The 19,498-nt window shown below is 63.1% G+C and carries 18 protein-coding genes; 2 read left to right on the top strand and 16 right to left on the bottom strand.

Annotation, left to right across the window (positions count from 1 at the left end; translation table 11 throughout):
* Window positions 1-44: 44 nt before the first annotated feature.
* The 6 genes from recN to truB all read right to left on the bottom strand — a co-directional run bounded on the left by recN (window position 45) and on the right by truB (window position 7,530).
* Complete coding sequence (recN, locus tag RLDS_RS44685; RefSeq protein WP_021226943.1) at window positions 45-1,721, bottom strand: DNA repair protein RecN; 1,677 nt, start codon at window positions 1,719-1,721, stop codon at window positions 45-47.
* A gap of 51 nt (window positions 1,722-1,772) precedes the next feature.
* The gene (locus tag RLDS_RS44680; protein ID WP_021226942.1) at window positions 1,773-2,561 is read right to left on the bottom strand and encodes an outer membrane protein assembly factor BamD; all 789 of its coding nucleotides are present in this window, start codon (window positions 2,559-2,561) and stop codon (window positions 1,773-1,775) included.
* Between the two features lie 58 nt (window positions 2,562-2,619).
* Window positions 2,620-3,639: a sensor histidine kinase gene (locus RLDS_RS44675; protein ID WP_031298476.1), complete on the bottom strand. Its 1,020-nt coding sequence runs from the start codon at window positions 3,637-3,639 to the stop codon at window positions 2,620-2,622.
* A 151-nt stretch (window positions 3,640-3,790) separates the two neighbouring features.
* The gene (pnp, locus tag RLDS_RS44670) at window positions 3,791-6,106 is read right to left on the bottom strand and encodes a polyribonucleotide nucleotidyltransferase (protein WP_021226940.1); all 2,316 of its coding nucleotides are present in this window, start codon (window positions 6,104-6,106) and stop codon (window positions 3,791-3,793) included.
* Between the two features lie 213 nt (window positions 6,107-6,319).
* Window positions 6,320-6,589, bottom strand: a complete 270-nt coding sequence (rpsO, locus tag RLDS_RS44665; RefSeq protein WP_009822385.1) for a 30S ribosomal protein S15 — start codon at window positions 6,587-6,589, stop codon at window positions 6,320-6,322.
* Between the two features lie 17 nt (window positions 6,590-6,606).
* Window positions 6,607-7,530: a tRNA pseudouridine(55) synthase TruB gene (gene truB, locus RLDS_RS44660; protein WP_021226939.1), complete on the bottom strand. Its 924-nt coding sequence runs from the start codon at window positions 7,528-7,530 to the stop codon at window positions 6,607-6,609.
* Between the two features lie 62 nt (window positions 7,531-7,592).
* Here truB and RLDS_RS44655 point away from each other — a divergent pair, with 62 nt between their 5' ends.
* Window positions 7,593-8,288, top strand: a complete 696-nt coding sequence (locus tag RLDS_RS44655) for an HAD family hydrolase (RefSeq protein ID WP_021226938.1) — start codon at window positions 7,593-7,595, stop codon at window positions 8,286-8,288.
* A gap of 3 nt (window positions 8,289-8,291) precedes the next feature.
* Here RLDS_RS44655 and RLDS_RS44650 read toward each other — a convergent pair whose 3' ends face one another.
* From RLDS_RS44650 to rimP, 8 genes are all read right to left on the bottom strand, one after another.
* Window positions 8,292-8,870 carry a thymidine kinase gene (locus RLDS_RS44650; protein ID WP_021226937.1) on the bottom strand — a complete coding sequence of 193 codons (579 nt, stop codon included), beginning with the start codon at window positions 8,868-8,870 and terminating at the stop codon, window positions 8,292-8,294.
* 10 nt (window positions 8,871-8,880) lie between these two features.
* Window positions 8,881-9,783: an alpha/beta hydrolase family protein gene (locus tag RLDS_RS44645; protein ID WP_021226936.1), complete on the bottom strand. Its 903-nt coding sequence runs from the start codon at window positions 9,781-9,783 to the stop codon at window positions 8,881-8,883.
* Window positions 9,784-9,845: 62 nt separating this feature from the next.
* Window positions 9,846-10,250, bottom strand: a complete 405-nt coding sequence (gene rbfA, locus RLDS_RS44640; protein ID WP_021226935.1) for a 30S ribosome-binding factor RbfA — start codon at window positions 10,248-10,250, stop codon at window positions 9,846-9,848.
* A gap of 51 nt (window positions 10,251-10,301) precedes the next feature.
* Window positions 10,302-12,872: a translation initiation factor IF-2 gene (gene infB / locus RLDS_RS44635; RefSeq protein WP_021226934.1), complete on the bottom strand. Its 2,571-nt coding sequence runs from the start codon at window positions 12,870-12,872 to the stop codon at window positions 10,302-10,304.
* 81 nt (window positions 12,873-12,953) lie between these two features.
* Window positions 12,954-13,613: a DUF448 domain-containing protein gene (locus RLDS_RS44630; protein WP_021226933.1), complete on the bottom strand. Its 660-nt coding sequence runs from the start codon at window positions 13,611-13,613 to the stop codon at window positions 12,954-12,956.
* Between the two features lie 63 nt (window positions 13,614-13,676).
* Window positions 13,677-13,910 (bottom strand): tautomerase family protein, encoded by a 234-nt coding sequence (locus tag RLDS_RS44625; RefSeq protein WP_021226932.1) that lies wholly within the window; start codon window positions 13,908-13,910, stop codon window positions 13,677-13,679.
* Window positions 13,911-13,917: 7 nt separating this feature from the next.
* Window positions 13,918-15,486, bottom strand: coding sequence for a transcription termination factor NusA (gene nusA, locus RLDS_RS44620; protein WP_021226931.1), 1,569 nt, complete (start codon window positions 15,484-15,486; stop codon window positions 13,918-13,920).
* Window positions 15,487-15,500: 14 nt separating this feature from the next.
* Complete coding sequence (gene rimP / locus RLDS_RS44615) at window positions 15,501-16,025, bottom strand: ribosome maturation protein RimP (protein ID WP_021226930.1); 525 nt, start codon at window positions 16,023-16,025, stop codon at window positions 15,501-15,503.
* Window positions 16,026-16,209: 184 nt separating this feature from the next.
* Between rimP and RLDS_RS44610 the strand changes: the two genes are divergently transcribed.
* Window positions 16,210-17,346, top strand: a complete 1,137-nt coding sequence (locus RLDS_RS44610; RefSeq protein ID WP_021226929.1) for a PQQ-dependent sugar dehydrogenase — start codon at window positions 16,210-16,212, stop codon at window positions 17,344-17,346.
* Window positions 17,347-17,383: 37 nt separating this feature from the next.
* On the opposite strand, the gene RLDS_RS44605 is transcribed toward RLDS_RS44610, so the two are convergent.
* Together RLDS_RS44605 and secG are read right to left on the bottom strand one after the other, a co-directional pair.
* Complete coding sequence (locus tag RLDS_RS44605; protein WP_021226928.1) at window positions 17,384-19,015, bottom strand: CTP synthase; 1,632 nt, start codon at window positions 19,013-19,015, stop codon at window positions 17,384-17,386.
* Window positions 19,016-19,106: 91 nt separating this feature from the next.
* Window positions 19,107-19,475 carry a preprotein translocase subunit SecG gene (gene secG / locus RLDS_RS44600; RefSeq protein WP_021226927.1) on the bottom strand — a complete coding sequence of 123 codons (369 nt, stop codon included), beginning with the start codon at window positions 19,473-19,475 and terminating at the stop codon, window positions 19,107-19,109.
* Between the last annotated feature and the right edge of the window lie 23 nt (window positions 19,476-19,498).

Below are 19,498 nucleotides of genomic sequence, written 5' to 3'. Positions count from 1 at the left end.
GCGGTGTCAACGGCGACGAACCCAACTGTTTCCATGGAAATGATCTAGGCCCGCTCCAGCAACCGTTCCGCCTGCGCCCGCGCTTCCGCGGTGATTTCGGCGCCGGAGAGCATGCGGGCGATTTCCTCGCGGCGTTCGGTGTCGTCCAGCGCGCGGACGCCGGTGCGGGTGACGGTGCCCCCATCTTTACTGGCGCTCGACTTGGCGATGAGCATATGACCCGCGCCGCGCGCCGCGACCTGTGGGCTGTGGGTGACGACGAGAATCTGGTTGCTTTGGGCAAGCCGGGAAAGCCGCTCGCCAATAGCATCGGCCACCGCGCCGCCCACGCCCCGGTCAATCTCGTCAAAGATCAGCGTGTCCGCCCCACCCCGCTCGGCCAGCGCGACCTTGAGCGCCAGGATGAAGCGGGAGAGTTCGCCGCCCGATGCGATCTTCGCCAATGGAGCAAAGGGCGCGCCGGGGTTCGTGGAGATTTCAAACTCGACGCGGTCCATGCCCTGGGCGCTCCATTGCCCTTCGTCCAACGGGGCGACCACGGTGCGGAAACGCGCGGCATCGAGCTTTAGCGGCGCCAATTCCCCTGCGACCGCCGCATCAAGGCGCCCTGCCGCCAGCTGGCGCTCCGCAGACAGCGCCTGCGCGGCGGCGCGATAGGTATCCGCTTTGGCGACAACAGCCTTTTCCAGTGCCGCGATATGCTCCTCGCCGCCCTCAATCGCCGCAAGCTTTTCCGCCATGTCGTCGCGCAGGGCGGCGAGATCGTCAGGCTGCACCTGATGCTTGCGGGCAAGGCCGCGCAGATCGAACAGGCGGGTTTCGATGGCATCGAGACGGGCTGGATCAAAACTCAATGCCTCGGCGGCTTCCGCAAGCCGATCCTCCGCCTCCCCCGCCTCCACCACCGCGCGATCGAGGGATTCCAGGACGGCGGCGAGCAGCAGCTCTTCCCCAGCGATCCGATCCAGCCGGCGCGCAGCCTGCCGCAACAAGGCAAGGCCGCCGTCCGACCCAGTCAGGCATTCGCTGATCGTCGCCAGATCGTCGGTCAGGCGCGCGCCCCTCTGCATGGCGGCGCGTTCTTCGGCCAGGGTCGCCTCTTCACCGGCTTGCGGCGCGAAGGCGCGCAGTTCTTCGATCGCGTGGGTCAGATAGTCCCGATCCCGCGCGGCGGAGTCCACCGATTCGCGCGCCTGGCTCAAAGCATTGGCAGCGGCGCGCCAGTCGGCATGCGCTTTCGCCACGGCGGCGGCGTCGCATCGGCCATAGGTGTCGAGCATGGCGCGATGACCGCGCGGATTGAGCAGGCCCCGGTCATCATGCTGGCCATGAATTTCCACCAGCGACGCACTCAGGTCACGCAACAGAGCGGCCGAGCAGGGCTGGTCATTGATGAACGCCCGGCTGCCGCCGTCGGCCTTCACCATGCGGCGAATGAGCAGCGGTTCGCCCGGCTCCATATCGATGCCGTTTTCCGCTAATAGAGCGGCGGCCGGATGATCGGGCGCGGGCGGGTTGAAGGCCGCGATGACGCTTGCCTGATGCTCGCCCGCACGGACAAGCCCGCTATCGGCGCGCGCGCCAAGGGCCAGGCCGAGCGAGTCGAGCAGGATCGACTTGCCCGCGCCGGTTTCGCCGGTCAGCACGGAAAGGCCAGCGCCAAACTCCAGGTCCAGCGCCTCGATCAGCACGACGTTGCGGATCGCTAGGCTTGTCAGCATGACGTGGTCCTACCCGTCAATGCACAAAAGGGGAACAGGGAAAGCGGCAGCTCAGGCCGCGCCGCCATGTTCCTGCATCAGCTTGTAGCTGCGCTCATACCATTTGGTGCCCGGATAATTGCGGCCGAGCACGGCGGCGGCCTTTTGCGCTTCGGTCGGGATGCCCAGCGACAGATAGGATTCGACCAGGCGCTCCAGTGCTTCGGGCGTATGGGTCGTGGTCTGATATTTGTCGATGACCGTGCGGAACCGCAGCGTGGCGGCAAGCCACTGGCCGCGCCGCTGATAGAAGCGACCAACCTCCATTTCCTTGCCGGCAAGGTGGTCGTTGACCAGATCGACCTTCAAACGCGCATCGGCGGCATAACGGGTCTGGGGATAGCGACGGATCAGTTCACCGAGCGAATCAAGCGCCTGCTGCGTGATCTTCTGGTCGCGGGTGACGTCGGCGATCTGCTCATAATAGCAGATGGCGATCAGATAATAAGCGTAGGGTGCATCCTTGTTGCCGGTGTGGATAGACAGGAAGCGCTGCGCCGCCGAAATGGATTCGGCATAGTCGCGGTTCATATAATAGCTGAACGCCGACATGAGCTGCGCGCGACGCGCCCAGGGCGAATAGGGATGCTGACGCTCCACCTCGTCGAACAGCGCGGCCGCCAGCTTATACTGGCCGCGATCAAGACGATCCTTGCCGCTATTATATAATGTCGACACGTCGCGAGCGACATAGAGCGTGTCCGCCTTGTTCTTCGATGTCGAACAGCCAGTCAGGACGGGCGAGGCGATCAGGACCAGAGCGGTGGCCGCGCCGATGCGCGTCAGGGTTTTCGTCAGCATGGGGCGGGTCATAGCCGAGCGACGCGCCGCCGCCAAGCGCCAGAATGGTGCGTCCTGTTCAACAGGTCGCAGCCAGTGGCAGGTCCAAGCGCGCGATGGTGCCGCCCGTTGCGGCGGGCTGTAGCGCGAAGCGGCCGCCAAGCTGCATCGCCAGCGCGTTGGCGATGCGCAGACCCAATGACTGCCCCGCATTCGCGTCGAAATTTGGCGGAACACCCTTGCCATTGTCCATGATGCGTAGCGTGAGTTCGCCATCTGCGCTCTCCAACGTCACACGGATAGTGCCGGGCCGGTCAGGCAGACCATGTTCGATCGCATTGCTGACCGATTCCGCCACGACCAAAGCCAGGGGCACCGTGACGTCCGATGCCAGGACCAAGGCTTCCGGTGCAGACACCTGAATATTGACGTCGCTGCGGCCCGATGCGTCCAGAATGTCGGCGGTCAGAGTATGAAGAAAGGCGTTCATATCCTGCCCGCGCCCCGATGGATCATAAAGGGCGCGACTGATCCGGCCGATCAGGGCCAGCCGGGCCGAGGCATCGTCCAGCGCACGACGGGCCACGTCATGATCGACATGCCGCCGCTGGAGCGACAGCATCGCCGCGACCACCTGAAGATTATTGGACACGCGATGTTGCAACTCGCGAAACAGCAGCTCGCGATTTTCCGCCAGCGCGCGGCTGCGTTCACGCTCCACCGCGAGGTTGAAATTGGCGCGTTGCATGAAATGGATGAGGATGATGTCCACCGTAACGACGCCGGTATAGAATAGCATCGCGGTCGCCACCGCGGGATTCAGGGTGAAACTGTGGATCGGGTTGATGAAAAAATACCAGGAGGCAAAACCCCCAATCGTGGCCCCGAAAATTCCCGACCGAACACCGAACAGGAAGGAGGACAGGATGACAGCCGGGAAGAAGGTAACGAACGGATAGCCCTGCGGCAGCAAGGGTTCCGCCGCAAAACGCAGCATCAGCCCCGCCGCGCAGAAGAGGAAGGTCAGCAGATAGGCATATACCGGTCGATCGAGGACGAGCGGCAGGCGTTCGACAAAGCGCTCGTTGCTCCGCTGCATGATGATCCCCGTTTGGCTTGCCGGCACAATATCCAATCCTTACGGAAGCGCATTGATTGAGATCAGTCAATCGCTTCCTTCACCAAAAAAGGCGTCCGAAACCGGACGCCTTCTTCGGTTGCAAAGCTGCCCTTTTGTCAGGGACCGCTTGTCAGTCCTGGGTTAAGAAGTCGGGCAGGCCAGCGCTGGAACCGTCATCATCGCCCTTGCCGCCGCCTTCGCCGCGGGGTCCACGATCCCGGCGCGGGCCACGGTCGCCGCGACCACCACGGTCACCACCGCGATCGCGACGGTTGCGGTCACCGCGCCCCTCACCCCTGTCGCCACGCGGCTCGCGCGGCTCACGGGCGGGACGGGTGTCTTCCAGCTCCTCGCCGGTTTCCTGATCGACAACGCGCATCGACAGGCGAACCTTGCCACGCGGGTCGATTTCGAGAACCTTGACCTTCACTTCCTGGCCTTCCGACACGACGTCGGTGGGCTTTTCCACGCGTTCATTCTTCATTTCGGACACGTGGACGAGGCCGTCCTTGCCACCCATGAAGTTCACGAACGCGCCGAAATCGACGATGTTGACGACCTTGCCGGTGTAGATTTTGCCGACTTCGGCTTCCTCGACGATGCCGAGGATCCACTTCTTGGCGGCTTCGATCTGGGCCGTGTCGGACGAGGAAATCTTGATGACGCCTTCGTCGTCGATATCGACCTTCGCACCGGTTTCCGCGACGATCTCGCGGATGACCTTGCCGCCCGTGCCGATGACGTCGCGGATCTTCGACTTGTCGATCTGGATCGTCTCGATGCGCGGGGCATGAGCCGACAGCTCGGTGCGGGTCGAGGACAGCGCCTTGCTCATTTCACCCAGGATATGGGCGCGGCCTTCCTTCGCCTGACGCAGCGCGACTTCAAAGATCTCCTGCGTGATGCCGGCGACCTTGATGTCCATCTGCATGGTGGTGATGCCGTTTTCCGTGCCGGCGACCTTGAAGTCCATGTCGCCCAGATGATCCTCATCACCCAGGATGTCGCTGATGACGGCATAATCCTTGCCTTCCAGGATCAGGCCCATGGCGATGCCCGACACCGGACGTTTCAAGGGAACGCCCGCGTCCATCATCGAGAGCGAACCGCCGCAGACCGTTGCCATCGACGATGAACCATTGGACTCGGTGATGTCGGAGAGAACGCGGATCGTGTAGGGGAACTCGTCCTTGCTGGGCAGCACGGGGTGCAGCGCGCGCCAGGCGAGCTTGCCATGACCCACTTCACGACGGCCCGGCGCGCCGAAGCGGCCGACTTCACCGACCGAATAGGGCGGGAAGTTATAGTGCAGCATGAAGTTTTCATAATGCAGGCCGGTGAGGCCGTCGATCATCTGCTCGGCGTCCTTGGTGCCCAGCGTGGTCGTGCAGATCGCCTGCGTTTCGCCGCGGGTGAACAGCGCCGAACCATGAGTGCGCGGCAGGAAGCCGACCATCGCCTCGATCGGGCGGATCTGCGTGGTGGTACGGCCGTCGATGCGCTTGCCATCCTTGAGGATGGCGGTGCGGACGATTTCGGCTTCCAGCTTCTTGGTAAGCTTGATGCCCGCCATCACGGTCTGGGCGTCGAGGCCGTCTTCCGCGAACGAGGCCTTCGCTTTCGCGCGTGCTTCGTTGAGCGCGTTCGAGCGGGCCGACTTGTCGGTCAGCTTGTAGGCGGCGGCAATGTCCTTGCCGATCAGCTTCGTCAGCTTCTTCTTGAGGTCGCCAAGGTCATCCTGCGGGGCCATGTCCCACGGGTCCTTCGCAGCCTGTTCGGCAAGGTCGATGATCGCGTTGACGACCTTCTTGGACGCGTCATGCGCAAACATGACGGCGCCCAGCATGACGTCTTCCGACAATTCCTTGGCTTCGGATTCGACCATCATCACTGCGTTGCCGGTGGCGGCGACGACCAGGTCGAGTTCGCCTTCCTTCACCTCTTCCAGCGACGGGTTCAGCCGATATTCGCCATCCTTGTAGCCGACGCGCGCGGCGCCGATCGGCCCCATGAAGGGCACACCCGACAGCGTTAGCGCGGCCGAGGCGGCGATCATCGCAACGATGTCGGGTTCGCTTTCGCCGTCAAAGCTCAGCACCTGAGCGATGACGTTGATCTCGTTGTAGAAACCTTCGGGGAAGAGCGGGCGGATCGGGCGGTCGATCAAGCGGGAAACCAGCGTTTCCTTTTCCGTCGCGCCGCGTTCGCGCTTGAAGAAGCCGCCGGGGATGCGGCCGGCAGCGGAATATTTTTCCTGATAATGGACGGTGAGCGGGAAGAAGTCCTGCCCGTCCTTCACCGACTTGGCGGCGGTCACGGCGCACAGCACCACCGTCTCGCCATAGGTCGCCAGCACGGCGGCGTCGGCCTGACGCGCAATGCGACCGGTTTCGAGAGTCAGGGTCTTGCCTGCCAGCTCGATCGAAACTTTCTTTACATCAAACATGCTTTTTCCTTCGCCCGCCATGGCCCTATTGCCCGGCGGGGCCTCATCTGCGGGCTAACCGGCCCGCTGCGGTGTCGGAGCATCGTGTGGCTCCGTGTTCGGGGATCGCACCGGATTGCGCGATCTCCCTCTTGCATGCCCCCGCCACAGGAAGGGGCGAAATCCCGGAATCGGAAACGGCCCCGCGGGGGGCCGTTCCTTTGTATAGCAGACTTACTTGCGCAGGCCCAGCTTTGCGATGAGGTCGCTGTAGCGGCCTTCATCCTTCTTCTTGAGATAATCCAGCAGCGAACGACGCTTGTTGACCAGCATCAGCAGGCCGCGACGGCTGTGGTTATCCTTGTGATGACCCTTGAAATGCTCGGTCAGGTTCGAAATGCGTTCCGACAGGATCGCAACCTGGACTTCGGGCGAACCGGTGTCGCCTTCGGCGCGGGCATGTTCCTTGATCAGCGCTTCCTTGCGCTCTGCAGTGATCGACATCGGGCTTCCTTTCGTATCTAGAGATTGAAGCCGCGCACCACCCGGATGTCCGGGCCACTGGACTCCACCAGCGCGATGGGCGTTTCGCCGAGTATCGCCAGCAGGAGACCGGTGTGCGGTTTCCCGATCAGCATCTTCCCCTGGCGGAGAGCCAATGCTTCATCGGGACTGACGGAAAGGGCCGGGATGTCGTCCAGCCCCGCCGTCAACGGCAGCATATACTGGCCGATGCCGTGCCCCGTAGCAGCGTCATTCAAAATGTCCAGCGAAATTGCCGAATCCAGCGTGAACGGCCCGGCCTTTACCCGGCGCAGCATGGTGACATGGCCGACCGTGCCGAGCGCCAGCGCGATATCGCGGGCGAGAGAACGGATATAAGTACCTTTGGAAACATGGGCGCGAAACGTGAATTTGTCCAGATACTCCGCACCTCCGCGTCTCCGCGCGAACCCGTTTTTTTCGCGCGGAGGCGCGGAGGCGCGGAGAGAATATATAGTGACACTTCGCGTCTTCATCTCCACCGCCTCCCCTTTGCGGGCGAGATCATAAGCGCGCTGGCCGTCGATCAGGATGGCGCTGTAGGCGGGCGGGATCTGTTCGATCGGGCCGGTGAAACGGGGCAGGATCGCCTCCACCTCCGACCATGTCGGGCGATGGTCGCTCTCCGCAATCACCTTCCCTTCCAGGTCGAGCGTATCGGTCTGGACGCCGAAAGCGACAGTGAAATCGTAGATCTTGTCGCTGTCGAGCATGCGCCCGGCGAGCTTGGTCGCTTCGCCAATCGCGATCGGCAGAACGCCTGTCGCCAGCGGATCGAGCGTTCCGCCATGGCCGACCTTCCATTTGCCCGCCCCACTTTGGCGCAGGACGCGCTTGACCGCGCTGACCGCCTGAGTGGAGCCAAGGCCATGGGGTTTATCGAGAATGATCCAGCCGTGCATGGCGGCCGCCCTTATCCGCCTGATATTGTCCTGTCAGCCTTTAATCCGCTAACGCCTATGGCATGACGATAGACCTGATCTGCCTCGATGCCGACGATACGCTCTGGCATAATATGCGCCACTTCAACGCGACCGAAGACGCGCTGCTCGACATGCTGCGCCCCTTTGCGCAGGCGCAGGTCACGCGCGAGCGGCTGATCGCGTGCGAGACCCGCAACCTCCCGCTCTATGGCTATGGTGCGAAGGGCTTTACGCTTTCGATGATCGAAACCGCCGTGGACCTTGCCGGTGACGCGGTGACTGGCGCGATGATCGAAGGGATATTGGCCGCTGGCCGAGCGCTGCTGGCGCATCCGGTCGAGCTGTTCGACGGGGTCGAAGATACGCTGCGCGCGCTGGCGGCTAAGGCGCCCCTGGTGCTGGTTACAAAGGGCGACCTTTTGCATCAGGAAAGCAAGCTCGCGGCGTCGGGTCTGGGCGACCTGTTTTCAGGCATAGAGGTTGTCAGCGACAAGAAAGCGGACACATTCCGGGCGTTATTTGACCGGCATGGCATCACCGCGGATCGGGCCGTGATGGCTGGCGATTCGATGCGGTCCGATATTCTTCCTGCGCTCGAGGCGGGAGCATGGGCGGCCTTCATTCCGCAAGATGGCGCCTGGTCGCATGAAACAGCGGCCGCGCCCGACACGCACCCGCGTTTCGTGCAATTGAAGCGGCTTGGCCAGCTACCCGATTGGATCGCTACGCTGCGCTGACAGTCAGCCGTTGAGAGCGGCCAGGAAATGCCGGCGACACAGCGCGACATAACGGTCATTGCCGCCAATGTCGGTCTGATCCCCGTGCTGGATCGCCCTGCCCTGCGTATCGACGCGCAGGTTCATTGTCGCCTTGCGCCCGCAGTCGCACACGGTCTTGATCTCCGTAAGCGTATCGGCAAGGCCAAGAAGATGCGCGCTCCCATCGAACAGGTCGCCGCGAAAATCCGTGCGCAGGCCATAACAGAGCACTGGAATGCCCAAGGCGTCGGCGACCGCCGCTAGCTGCCATACCTGATCGCGGGTCAGAAATTGCGCTTCGTCCACCAGAACGCAGGACAGCGGCGTCGCTTCATGCTGGCGCGCGACCGCCGCATAAAGATCGACCCCCGGTTCGAACAGGTGCGCCTGCGCCTCCAATCCGATGCGCGATGCGATACGACCGCTGCCATAACGGGTGTCGACAGCGGCGGTCCACAGCATCGTCGCCATACCGCGCTCGCGATAGTTGAAGTCGGATTGCAACAGGGTGGTCGATTTCCCCGCATTCATCGAACTATAGTAGAAATAGAGCTTCGCCATGGCCGCGGGTTTAGCGGATCGTGGGCGCGACGCCAGCCAGGAAGCGGACCAACGCGTCGGCCAGCGCGATGCGCTTATCGGAAAAGCTGTGATCGGTGGGCCAGACCATCAGCCGCGCCGACGGATTGGCGCCTTGGGCGTCAGCGGCAGCCTTGCGCGCCATGTCGCCGATACCGTGTTCCGCGCCGATGATGCTGAGCGGCCGGCGGCCATAGCCCGCCAAGCGGCGGCCCAGATCGAACTTGCCGGCATTCGCCTTGATCTCGCCGGTCAGGCTTTCATAGCTTGCACCGGCAAGAGGCGGCAGGTCGCTTTCCACTTCGGCCTTCCAGGCGGCTTCGCCATCGGGAGTCGCGAGCGTCGCGACCGTTTGCGCCGGGTCCCATGGGTCGATCAGGAACAGGCCCGCGACATGCGGCTCTGCTGCCGCCGCATCCGCCGCCATGAAACCGCCCATGCTGTGTCCGGCCACCACGATCGCGCTGGTATCAATGCGATAGCGTGCGACGTTGGCTGGCTGTTGCAGGAATTGAAGCGCGGTAAAGGCATCTTCCGACGCATTGTTGAAGGAAAATGCGCCAGGACTGCCCCAACTGCCGCGATAATGGAGCGTCAGCACGTTCCAGCCTGCCCGGCGCGCCGCCTGCGCCAGATCGAGATTCTGCTCGTTGCCCGGAAATCCGTGCAGCAGCAATAAGGTCGGGTGCAGCCCGCCGCCCTGCGCGGTATACATCACCGCATTCATCGCCCCGTCCTGTGCGGGAATGACAAAGGCGCTCATGCCGGCCGGATGGGTCGCGTCAGGCTTGGGATCGGTCGTGACAGCGGGGTGAATGGCGGCATCGCGCGCCTGCGCATGACCCATGCCAGCCACCATGATTGCAGCTGCCGTTGCCAAGGCCATCATCTTCATACGCCACCCCCTGTTCCTGCCTGACAGAACGACAGTAGCGACAGGAAGCCGTCACGTCGAAGCTATTCCGCGTCCTCCTGCGGCGCATCCAGATCGCGCGCGACCTTGGGATCGCGCAGCAGCTTGTCGATATGGCTGCCCTCGTCGAAACTTTCGTCCGCCAGGAATTTGAGCCTAGCGGCATATTTGAGGCGGATGCGATGCGCGACTTCGCGCTGGAGATAGGCGGTGTTGGTTCGCAATGCCTTGAGCACTGCGTCCTCATCCTGACCCAGCAGCGACTTGATGAATACGGTTGCATGGCGCAGGTCCGGCGACATGCGCACTTCGGTTACGCTGACGACATGGCTGGCGAGCACGTCATCATGCACGTCGCCGCGTTGCAGGATTTCGGACAGGACATGGCGCACTTGCTCGCCGACGCGAAGCAAGCGAACCGACGGTCCTTCGTTCTGCTGTTGCACCATGATCTAAAAAAACCTCCTCCCTCCCGGCGGAGGGAGGGGCTTTTCCTACAGTTACAGCGTGCGCTGGCGTTCCTCGACTTCGAACAACTCGAGCATGTCGCCCGCCTTGATGTCGTTGGTGTCCTGCAGCACCGCGCCGCATTCCATGCCGGCGCGCACTTCGGAGACATCGTCCTTGAAGCGACGCAGCGAGGCGATGTTGGTGCGCGACACGATGACATCGTCGCGGGTAAGGCGCGCGGCCAGACCCTTGCGGATGATGCCGTCGAGGACGAGCAGACCAGCGGCCTTGTCCTTCTTGCCCGCTGGGAACACCTGAAGCACCTCGGCACGGCCGACGACCGTTTCGATGCGTTCGGGCGCCAGCTGGCCCGCCATTTCACCACGGACTTCCTCAAGAAGGTCGTAGATCACGTCATAATAGCGGAGCGAGATTTTCTCGCGCTCGGCCAATTGACGCGCCTTGGCGTTGGGACGGACGTTGAAGCCGATCAGCGGCGCGCGGCTGGCAGCGGCCAGTGTCACGTCGCTTTCGGTGATCGCGCCGACGCCCGAATGGAGGATGCGGACCTTGATCTCGTCCGTCGAAATCCTGTTGAGCGACGAGACGATTGCTTCGACCGAGCCCTGCACGTCGCCCTTCACCACCACCGGATATTCGATGACCTGGGTGTTGAGCGCAGAGAACATATGTTCAAAGCTGGTCGGCGCGGCGGTCGTGCGCTTCTTCGTCGCCTGTTCCTGACGATAGGCGGCCACTTCGCGGGCGCGGGCTTCATTTTCGACGACCGTCATCTGATCGCCCGCCATCGGAACGCCCGACAGGCCCAGCACCTCGACCGGGGTAGAGGGTCCAGCGGACTTCACCTGCTGGCCCTGATCGTTGATCATGGCGCGCACCTTGCCGCTTTCGGCGCCGACGACGAAGGTGTCGCCGACCTTGAGCGTGCCGCGACGGACAAGGATGGTGGCGACGGCGCCGCGTCCCTTGTCCAGTTGCGCCTCGACCACCGTACCTTCGGCGTCGCGATCAGGATTGGCGGACAGTTCGAGCAATTCGGCCTGAAGGAGAATCTTGTCGATCAGGGTGTCCAGACCGGTCTTCTTGAGCGCGGAGACTTCGACGTCCTGCGTCTCACCGCCCATATCCTCGACGATCACCTCATGCTCCAGAAGGCGCTCGCGCACCTTCTGCGGGTTGGCGTCGGGCTTGTCGGTCTTGTTGATCGCCACGATCATCGGCACGCCGGCCGCCTTGGTGTGGTTGATCGCTTCGATCGTCTGCGGCATCAGCCCGTCGTCGGCCGCCACCACCAGGATGACGATGTCGGTGACATTGGCACCGCGTGCACGCATTTCCGAGAAAGCCTCGTGACCCGGCGTGTCGAGGAAGGTGATGAGATCGCCGCCCTTCGTCTTGATCTGATAGGCGCCGATATGCTGCGTGATCCCGCCGCTTTCGCCCTGCACGACACTGGTGCCCCGCAGCGCGTCGAGCAGCGAGGTCTTGCCGTGATCGACATGGCCCATGATCGTGACGACCGGGGGACGGATTTTCAGCGTTTCAGGCGCATCTTCTTCGCCCTGCATGCCGATTTCGACGTCGGCGTCAGACACGCGCTGGATGCGGTGGCCGAATTCCTCGACCAGCAGTTCCGCCGTATCCTGATCGATCGGCTGATTGAGCGTGACGGCAGTGCCCATCTTGAACAGGGCCTTCACCAGGTCCGCACCCTTTTCGGCCATGCGGTTGGCGAGTTCCTGCACCGTGATGCTTTCGGGCACGACGACGTCGCGCGACTGCTTCTCGCGCGGCTGACTGCCGCCCGAATAATGGGCGCGGCGTTCTTTCTCGCGCGCGCGCTTCAGCGCGGCAAGGCTGCGGGCGCGGGCACTGTCGTCATCGGCGAGTGCGCGGGTGACGGTCAGCTTGCCCGACTGGCGACGATTATCGTCGCCCCGCTTGGCGCGCTCGGGCTTGGCCGGCTCGGGTCGCTTGGCCGGCGTAACCGGCGTGAAGCGACGCGGCGGAGGCATGGCCGACGCCGGAGCAGCGGGGGCCGCCGGCGCTGCTTCGGGCGCAGCCTCGGCCGCAGGCGCGGAAGCCTCCGCCTGGGACTCTTCGGCAGCGGGCTGAGGCGCAGGCTGTGACGCTTCCTCCGCCTCGCGCTGCGATTCCGCTTCGGCGGCGAGGCGATTTTCCTCGGCCCGACGCTTTTCTTCCTCGCTGGCGGCCTGGCGCGCGGCATCCTCACGGCGGCGCGCATCCTCCAGCGCGGCCATGCGGGCCTCCTCCGCCTCACGCAGCAGCTTTTCTTGCAATTCCTTGCGCGACAGCATGGAATTTTGCGCAACCGGGCGGGGCGGCGGTGGCGGCGCGGGCCGTTGCGGGGCGGGCGCGGGAGCGGCGGGCTTGGGATTCGCTTCGGGCGCAGCCGCAGGCGCCGCACCGGTCGTCTCACCGGGCTTGCCCATGGGGACGCGGCGCCGCTTCACTTCAACCACGACCGTATTCTTGCGGCCATGGCTGAACTGCTGCTGCACCTGACCGGATTCGACGGTCCGCTTGATGCCCAGCGGCTTGCGGCCCAGAACCGGCTTGTCTTCCTTGCTGTCACTCATATGTTCGAACTTAACCCTTCACTTCCGCTCCGGCCGGATAGGCCCGCCGGCGCCTTCAATCCTGATGCCCAATCCCGATGCCTAGCCGACGCCCGGCGCGTCGGTGGAGGCAGGCTCCCCATGCGCGGGCGCTTCGGTAGCGCAACCCAGATAGCTTTCCAAGCGGCCGATAGCGCCGCGAAGACGCGCCGCCGCACGCGAGTCGGTAATCGCGATGTGGACGACATTGTCGCGCCCCATTGCCATAGATAGTGCGTCGCGGTCCACAGGCAAGGTGATGCCCGCAAGATCCGTGCCTTCCGCATCCTGGCCGACGCGCAGCGCCTGGTCCAGTTTGCGATTGCCATCGGCCGCCGCATCGGACGCATGCAACAGCAATCTCACATCGCCCTTGCGACAGGCGACGTCGATCTTTTCCGACCCCGTTAGCAGCATGGACGCGCGCGCCTCCAGCCCCAGCCGATCCAGCAGCGCCTTGCGCAATCCCTGCTCGATGAGGTCGGGCAGCGTATCGGGTATCTGCAATTCCCCGGTCTTGAAAGCGCGCGCGAGCGCCGCCTTCAGCTTGCCCTTGGCCAAGGCGGATTCCAGTTCGGGTCGGCTGACGCCGATCCACGCGCCGCGCCCCGGCGCCTTGGCGCGCAGATCGGGCAAAATCTGTCCTTCCGGCCCGACGGCCAGACGGATGAGCATGGCGGGATCGGCGCGATCGCCGGTCAATATGCATTTGCGTTCGGTCATGCGCGCTCCTCCGCCAGAACGGAAAGCAGGGCAAGTCCAACGCTATGAAATGCGCTTATTCTCTCATCGGGGAGTGTCCGCAACATGGGCGTCCTCCCTGGATAGAGGAGCCGCGCGGTCGGCGATCAACTGACCGCCGGCCGCGTAATTTTCAGGAGACACTTCCGAAATGACGATCTGAACGGCAGCCGCCGGCTTCCCCAGCCGCTCGACGAGCGACTGAGTAACGTCGGCAGCGATCGCGGCTTTCTGCTCGCGAGTGGCGCTACCGGCAAGGCGGATGTCGACAAAGGGCATGGGGGTTTCAGGCTTCCTCTTCGAACCAATGGGCGCGAGCGGCCATGATGATCTCATTGCCCTGCTCTTCATTGAGACCATAGGCCGACAGGATGCCGCCCTTGTCCTCGCTCGTGTCCGACTTGCGGCGACGCTGATCGACACGCTTCTTCGCGATCAGTTCGTCGGTGGCGAGATCGGCAAGGTCGTCCAACGTCTTGATGCCAGCCTTCCCCAGCGTGACGAGCATCGCTTCGGTAAGGTGGGGCATGTCCGCCAGCGCGTCCTCGACGCCCAGCGCCTGACGCTCTTTGCGCGCAGCCGCTTCGCGACGGTCCAGCGCTTCCTGCGCGCGGCTTTGCAGCTCGGCGGCAAGATCCTCGTCAAAGCCTTCGATCGAAGCCAGTTCCTCGACGCTGACATAGGCGACTTCTTCCAGCTCGCCAAAGCCTTCGGCCACCAGAAGCTGCGAGAGGGTTTCGTCGACGTCCAGCTCGTTCTGGAACATTTCAGAACGGGAGACGAATTCCTTCTGACGCTTTTCGCTGGCGTCGGCCTCGGTCATGATGTCGATCGCCTTGCCGGTCAGCTGGCTGGCGAGACGGACATTCTGGCCGCGACGACCGATGGCGAGCGACAGCTGATCGTCGGGAACAACGACCTCAATACGCTCTTCTTCCTCGTCGATGACGACGCGGGCGACCTGCGCGGGCTGAAGCGCGTTGACGACGAAGGTCGCGGTGTCTTCCGACCAGGGAATGATGTCGATCTTTTCGCCCTGCATTTCCTGCACGACGGCCTGCACGCGGCTACCCTTCATGCCGACGCAGGCGCCGACGGGGTCGATGCTGCTGTCGCGGCTGATGACGCCGATCTTGGCGCGGCTGCCCGGATCACGCGCCGCGGCCATGATGGTGATGACGCCATCGTAGATTTCGGGAACTTCCTGCGCGAACAGCTTCTTCATGAATTCAGGATGCGCGCGGCTGAGGAAAATCTGCGGCCCACGATTTTCGCGGCGGACATTGAGCACGACCGAACGGATGCGGTCGCCGACGCGGACGACTTCGCGCGGGATCTGCTGATCACGGCGGATCACGCCTTCGGCGCGGCCCAGATTGACGACGACATGGCCGAATTCGACGGACTTGACGACGCCGGTGATGATCTCACCCACGCGGTCCTTATATTCTTCATATTGGCGCTCGCGCTCGGCGTCGCGGACCTTCTGGAAGATCACCTGCTTGGCCGACTGCGCGTCGATGCGGCCCAGGTCGATCGCGGGCAGCGGGTCGACGATGAAGTCGCCGATCACCGCGTCCTTCTTGAGCTTCTGCGCCTGCTTCAAGTCGACCTGCTTGAAATAGTCCTCGACCGTTTCAACCACTTCGACGACGCGCCAGAGGCGCAGGTCGCCGCTATCCGGATCCAGCTTGGCGCGAATGTCGTTTTCCGCGCCATAACGGGCACGCGCGGCGCGCTGGATCGCATCCTCCATCGCCTCGATGACGATGGCCTTGTCGATCATCTTTTCGCTCGCCACCGAGTTGGCGATGGCGATCAGTTCGGCCTTGTTGGCGGAAATGGCGTTGGCCATGACTTTATGAACCCTTATTCTTCGGTTTCAAATTCGTCCGCCCCATCGGAGGAGAGCGGCATACTAGCAGCAATCAATGCGTCGGTCAGCAGCAGCTTGGCTTCGTCGACCAGCGCGAAAGGGATTCGGACGGCGCCGGACTTGGCGTCGGTGAAGAGTATCTCCTCCCCGTCCACGCCGTTGACCACACCGCGGAAGCTCTTGCGGCCCGACACGATTTCGCGCGCGGCGATCTTCGCCTCATGCCCGGCCCACTCCTGGAAATCGTGGAGGCGCGTCAACGGCCGGTCGATGCCGGGCGAACTAACTTCCAGACGGTAGGCCTCCTCGATCGGGTCGGCTTCATCCAGCACATCCGAGAGGCGACGGGAAATGGTGGCGCAATCCTCGATGACCAACTGTTTGGTCCTGGGATTTTCCGCCATGATCTGCAGCGTATAATCGTCGCCCGACCCGAACAGCTTGATGCGCACAAGGTCAAAGCCCAGGGCCCTTACCTCGGGTTCGATCAAAGCAGTCAATGCGGCGATGTCCGCCATGCGATCTCCAGAAACTATCATGCGCGCTTCCGCGTCGCCGCGAGCATCCGCCCGCGACCCCGACATGTTTGACGATGTAAGGAAGCATTGCTGATATAGGCGGAGCGTCGAATATCTGCAACATTATTCGTGATGGCTCATTCTAGCAGCCATATCGATCGCCCTGTCGACATTGGAGACAATGATGCGCCGCCTTCCGCTTGCCGCCCTGCCCTTCGTCCTGATCGCCTGCTCGGCCGACAATGCAACGGGCCAAAATTCCACCAATTCGGCCGACAAGCCGTTCAAGACATCGATCATCGCCGATTTCGATTCGCCCTGGGCCATGACCTTCCTGCCGGACGGCCGCGCGCTGGTCACGGAAAAGGCGGGAGACATGATCCTGTTCGATCCAAAGAACGGGACGAAAATCCCGGTGTCCGGAATTCCCGCCGTCGACAGCGCCGGGCAAGGCGGGCTGATGGACGTGGTTCTGTCGCCCGAATTCGGGCAGGACAAGACGGTCTATTTCAGTTTTTCCGAAGCCCGCAACGGCGCCAAGGGCGTCGCGCTCGCCAGAGGACAGTTTAATCAGGCGAGCGACGGGACGACGGCGCTGGATGACGTAACGGTGATTTTCCGCGCCAGCCCCTATGTCGAGGGCAATGGCCATTATTCGGGGCGGATCGCCTTTTCACCCGATGGCCGATATCTGTTCTTCACCAATGGCGAACGACAGAAATTTGACCCGGCGCAGGACCCCAAGGCGACGCTCGGCAAGGTGCTGCGCCTCAATCCCGACGGCACGCCGGCGGCCGGCAACCCCCTCGCCGCGCAGGGATTTGATCCTGCCATCTGGTCCTATGGCCACCGCAATCTGTTGGGGATCGCGTTCGACAAGGACGGGCGGCTCTGGGAACAGGAAATGGGGCCGAAGGGCGGCGACGAGGTGAACCTGATCAAGCCGGGCCTCAACTATGGCTATCCCAAAGTGTCGAATGGCGACCATTATGATGGCAGGCCGATCACCGATCATGCGCCCGGCGATGGCTTCGAAGCGCCGAAGGTCAGCTGGAACCCGGTCATTTCGCCGGCCGGATTGCTTTACTATTCGGCTGATATGTTCCCGCAATGGAAGAACAGCCTGTTCATAGGCGGCCTGTCCAGCGAGAGCCTGGTCAGGGTCAAGCTGGACGGCGAAAAGGCGTCGAAGGCGGACCAATGGGACATGGGTGCCCGCATCCGCGAAGTCGAACAGGGACCGGACGGCGCGCTCTGGCTGTTGGAGGATGGCGGCCAAGGATCGCAAGGGCGCATGCTGAAACTGACGCCGACAGGCTAAACAGTCACCCCAGCCGCGGCTGGGGTGACGTTTCGTATCAGACCAAGCGGCTCTGCTTGACCGCCGCTTCGATGAAGCTGGCGAAGAGCGGGTGCGGGTCGAAGGGCTTGGACTTGAGTTCCGGATGGAATTGCACACCGACGAACCAGGGATGATCGGGTCGCTCCACGATTTCGGGCAGCGCGCCGTCCGGCGACATGCCCGAGAAAATCAGGCCGCCCTTTTCCAGCCGCTCGCGATAGCCCGCATTGACTTCGTAGCGATGGCGATGCCGTTCGCTGATGTCATCGACGCCGTAAATGCCTGCGACCACGCTGTTGCCGGTCAGCTTGGCGGGATAGGCGCCCAGCCGCATCGTGCCGCCCAGATCGGTCTCGGCGGTGCGCTTCTGCAAACCTTCCGCGCTCATCCATTCGGTGATGAGGCCGACGACCGGTTCTGACGTTTCGCCAAATTCGGTGGTGGACGCGTCCGGAATGCCGGCCGTGTTCCGCGCCCCTTCAATGCAGGCCATCTGCATGCCAAGGCAAATGCCGAAGAAGGGCACATTGCGTTCACGCGCGAACTTGACCGATGCGATCTTGCCTTCCGATCCGCGCACGCCAAAGCCGCCGGGCACGAGAATGCCGTGCATGGGTTCCAGACTGGCCGCAAGGTCGTCGCCCTTCTCGAACAGTTCCGCGTCGATCCACTTCACGTTGACCTTCACCCGGTTGGCAAGGCCGCCATGGTTGAGCGCCTCATAGAGCGATTTGTAGGCGTCGAGCAGGCCGACATATTTGCCGACAACGCCAATCGTCACTTCCCCTTCGGGATTGAGCTGGCGGTCCATGATATCGACCCAACGGTCGAGCTTTGGCGGCGGCGCATCCTGGATGCCAAAGGCGCGCAGGACTTCGCGGTCCAGCCCTTCGGCATGATATTGTTCGGGCACCGCATAGATGCTTTTGGCATCGCGCGCGGGGATGACCGCTTCGGGGCGGACATTGCAGAAAAGCGCGATCTTCTTGCGCTCGCTGTCGGGCAGCGGATGCTCGCAGCGGCACAGCAAAATATCGGGTTGGATGCCGAGCGAGGTGAGGTCGCGGACGCTGCGCTGCGTCGGCTTCGTCTTCAGTTCGCCGGCCGCGGCGATATAGGGCACCAGCGTCACATGGACGAAGATCGACTGGCCACGATCCAGGTCGTTATGCAGCTGGCGAATCGCTTCCATGAAGGGCAGCGATTCGATGTCGCCGACGGTGCCGCCAATTTCGCACAGCACAAAGTCCAGATCATCGGTATCGGCCGTCGCGAACGCCTTGATCTCATCCGTGACATGCGGGATCACCTGCACCGTCGCGCCCAGATAATCGCCGCGCCGTTCGCGCTGGATGATCGTCTGATAGACGCGCCCCTGCGTCACATTGTCCGACTGGCGCGCGGACACGCCGGTGAACCGCTCATAATGGCCAAGGTCGAGATCCGTCTCCGCCCCGTCGTCGGTGACATAGACTTCGCCATGCTGGTAGGGGCTCATCGTGCCCGGATCGACGTTGAGATAGGGGTCGAATTTCCGGATTCGCACACGGAAACCTCGCGCTTGCAGAAGGGCTGCGAGCGAAGCAGCCATCAGGCCCTTGCCAAGCGAGGAAACCACGCCGCCGGTGATGAAAATATACCGCGTCATGGGAGGAGAGGCTTAGCCTTTCGAAACAACAAAGGGCAAGCGCGCGAATCCACGCGCGCTCAAAAAAAAGATCGGAAGATCGGCGGAAGGTTTAGTTGGCGAGCGGAACCGCGTCGTTGGACGCGGGCGCGGACGCCGCATTGGCGGCAGCACCGGCCAGCGGATCGGTGGTCGCCGGCGCGCTCTGCGTTGCGGGGGCCTGCTTCACCAGCGAGGTATCAATGTCGCTGGGGGCGTGACGCACCGATGCGATCACCGCCATGACGATCGACAACAGCACGAAGATGCTGGCGAGGATCGTGGTCGAGCGCGTCAGGAAATCCGCCGCGCCGCGTGCCGACATGAAACCCGCGGGACTGCCGCCGACGCCCAGGCCACCGCCTTCCGATTTCTGCATCAGGATGACGGTAACCAGCAAGGCGGCGATGATCGCCTGCACGACGAGGAGGAAGGTGAACATGCGACAGGTGTCCGGGACAAGAA

The organism is Sphingobium lactosutens DS20 (assembly GCF_000445105.1).
GTDB lineage: Bacteria > Pseudomonadota > Alphaproteobacteria > Sphingomonadales > Sphingomonadaceae > Sphingobium > Sphingobium lactosutens.
This window is presented reverse-complemented; position numbering and strand designations above follow the sequence as displayed.

Bases quoted from the DNA above. Each gene is read 5' to 3' on its own strand.
- RLDS_RS44650 (WP_021226937.1), bottom strand. From the start codon at position 8,870: ATGGCGAAGCTCTATTTCTACTATAGTTCGATGAATGCGGGGAAATCG.
- nusA (WP_021226931.1), bottom strand. From the start codon at position 15,486: ATGGCCAACGCCATTTCCGCCAACAAGGCCGAACTGATCGCCATCGCC.
- secG (WP_021226927.1), bottom strand. From the start codon at position 19,475: ATGTTCACCTTCCTCCTCGTCGTGCAGGCGATCATCGCCGCCTTGCTG.
- RLDS_RS44625 (WP_021226932.1), bottom strand. From the start codon at position 13,910: ATGCCCTTTGTCGACATCCGCCTTGCCGGTAGCGCCACTCGCGAGCAG.
- pnp (WP_021226940.1), bottom strand. From the start codon at position 6,106: ATGTTTGATGTAAAGAAAGTTTCGATCGAGCTGGCAGGCAAGACCCTG.
- truB (WP_021226939.1), bottom strand. From the start codon at position 7,530: ATGCACGGCTGGATCATTCTCGATAAACCCCATGGCCTTGGCTCCACT.
- recN (WP_021226943.1), bottom strand. From the start codon at position 1,721: ATGCTGACAAGCCTAGCGATCCGCAACGTCGTGCTGATCGAGGCGCTG.
- rpsO (WP_009822385.1), bottom strand. From the start codon at position 6,589: ATGTCGATCACTGCAGAGCGCAAGGAAGCGCTGATCAAGGAACATGCC.
- RLDS_RS44630 (WP_021226933.1), bottom strand. From the start codon at position 13,613: ATGACCGAACGCAAATGCATATTGACCGGCGATCGCGCCGATCCCGCC.
- RLDS_RS44680 (WP_021226942.1), bottom strand. From the start codon at position 2,561: ATGCTGACGAAAACCCTGACGCGCATCGGCGCGGCCACCGCTCTGGTC.
- RLDS_RS44675 (WP_031298476.1), bottom strand. From the start codon at position 3,639: ATGCAGCGGAGCAACGAGCGCTTTGTCGAACGCCTGCCGCTCGTCCTC.
- rbfA (WP_021226935.1), bottom strand. From the start codon at position 10,250: ATGGTGCAACAGCAGAACGAAGGACCGTCGGTTCGCTTGCTTCGCGTC.
- RLDS_RS44610 (WP_021226929.1), top strand. From the start codon at position 16,210: ATGCGCCGCCTTCCGCTTGCCGCCCTGCCCTTCGTCCTGATCGCCTGC.
- infB (WP_021226934.1), bottom strand. From the start codon at position 12,872: ATGAGTGACAGCAAGGAAGACAAGCCGGTTCTGGGCCGCAAGCCGCTG.
- rimP (WP_021226930.1), bottom strand. From the start codon at position 16,025: ATGGCGGACATCGCCGCATTGACTGCTTTGATCGAACCCGAGGTAAGG.
- RLDS_RS44655 (WP_021226938.1), top strand. From the start codon at position 7,593: ATGACGATAGACCTGATCTGCCTCGATGCCGACGATACGCTCTGGCAT.
- RLDS_RS44605 (WP_021226928.1), bottom strand. From the start codon at position 19,015: ATGACGCGGTATATTTTCATCACCGGCGGCGTGGTTTCCTCGCTTGGC.
- RLDS_RS44645 (WP_021226936.1), bottom strand. From the start codon at position 9,783: ATGAAGATGATGGCCTTGGCAACGGCAGCTGCAATCATGGTGGCTGGC.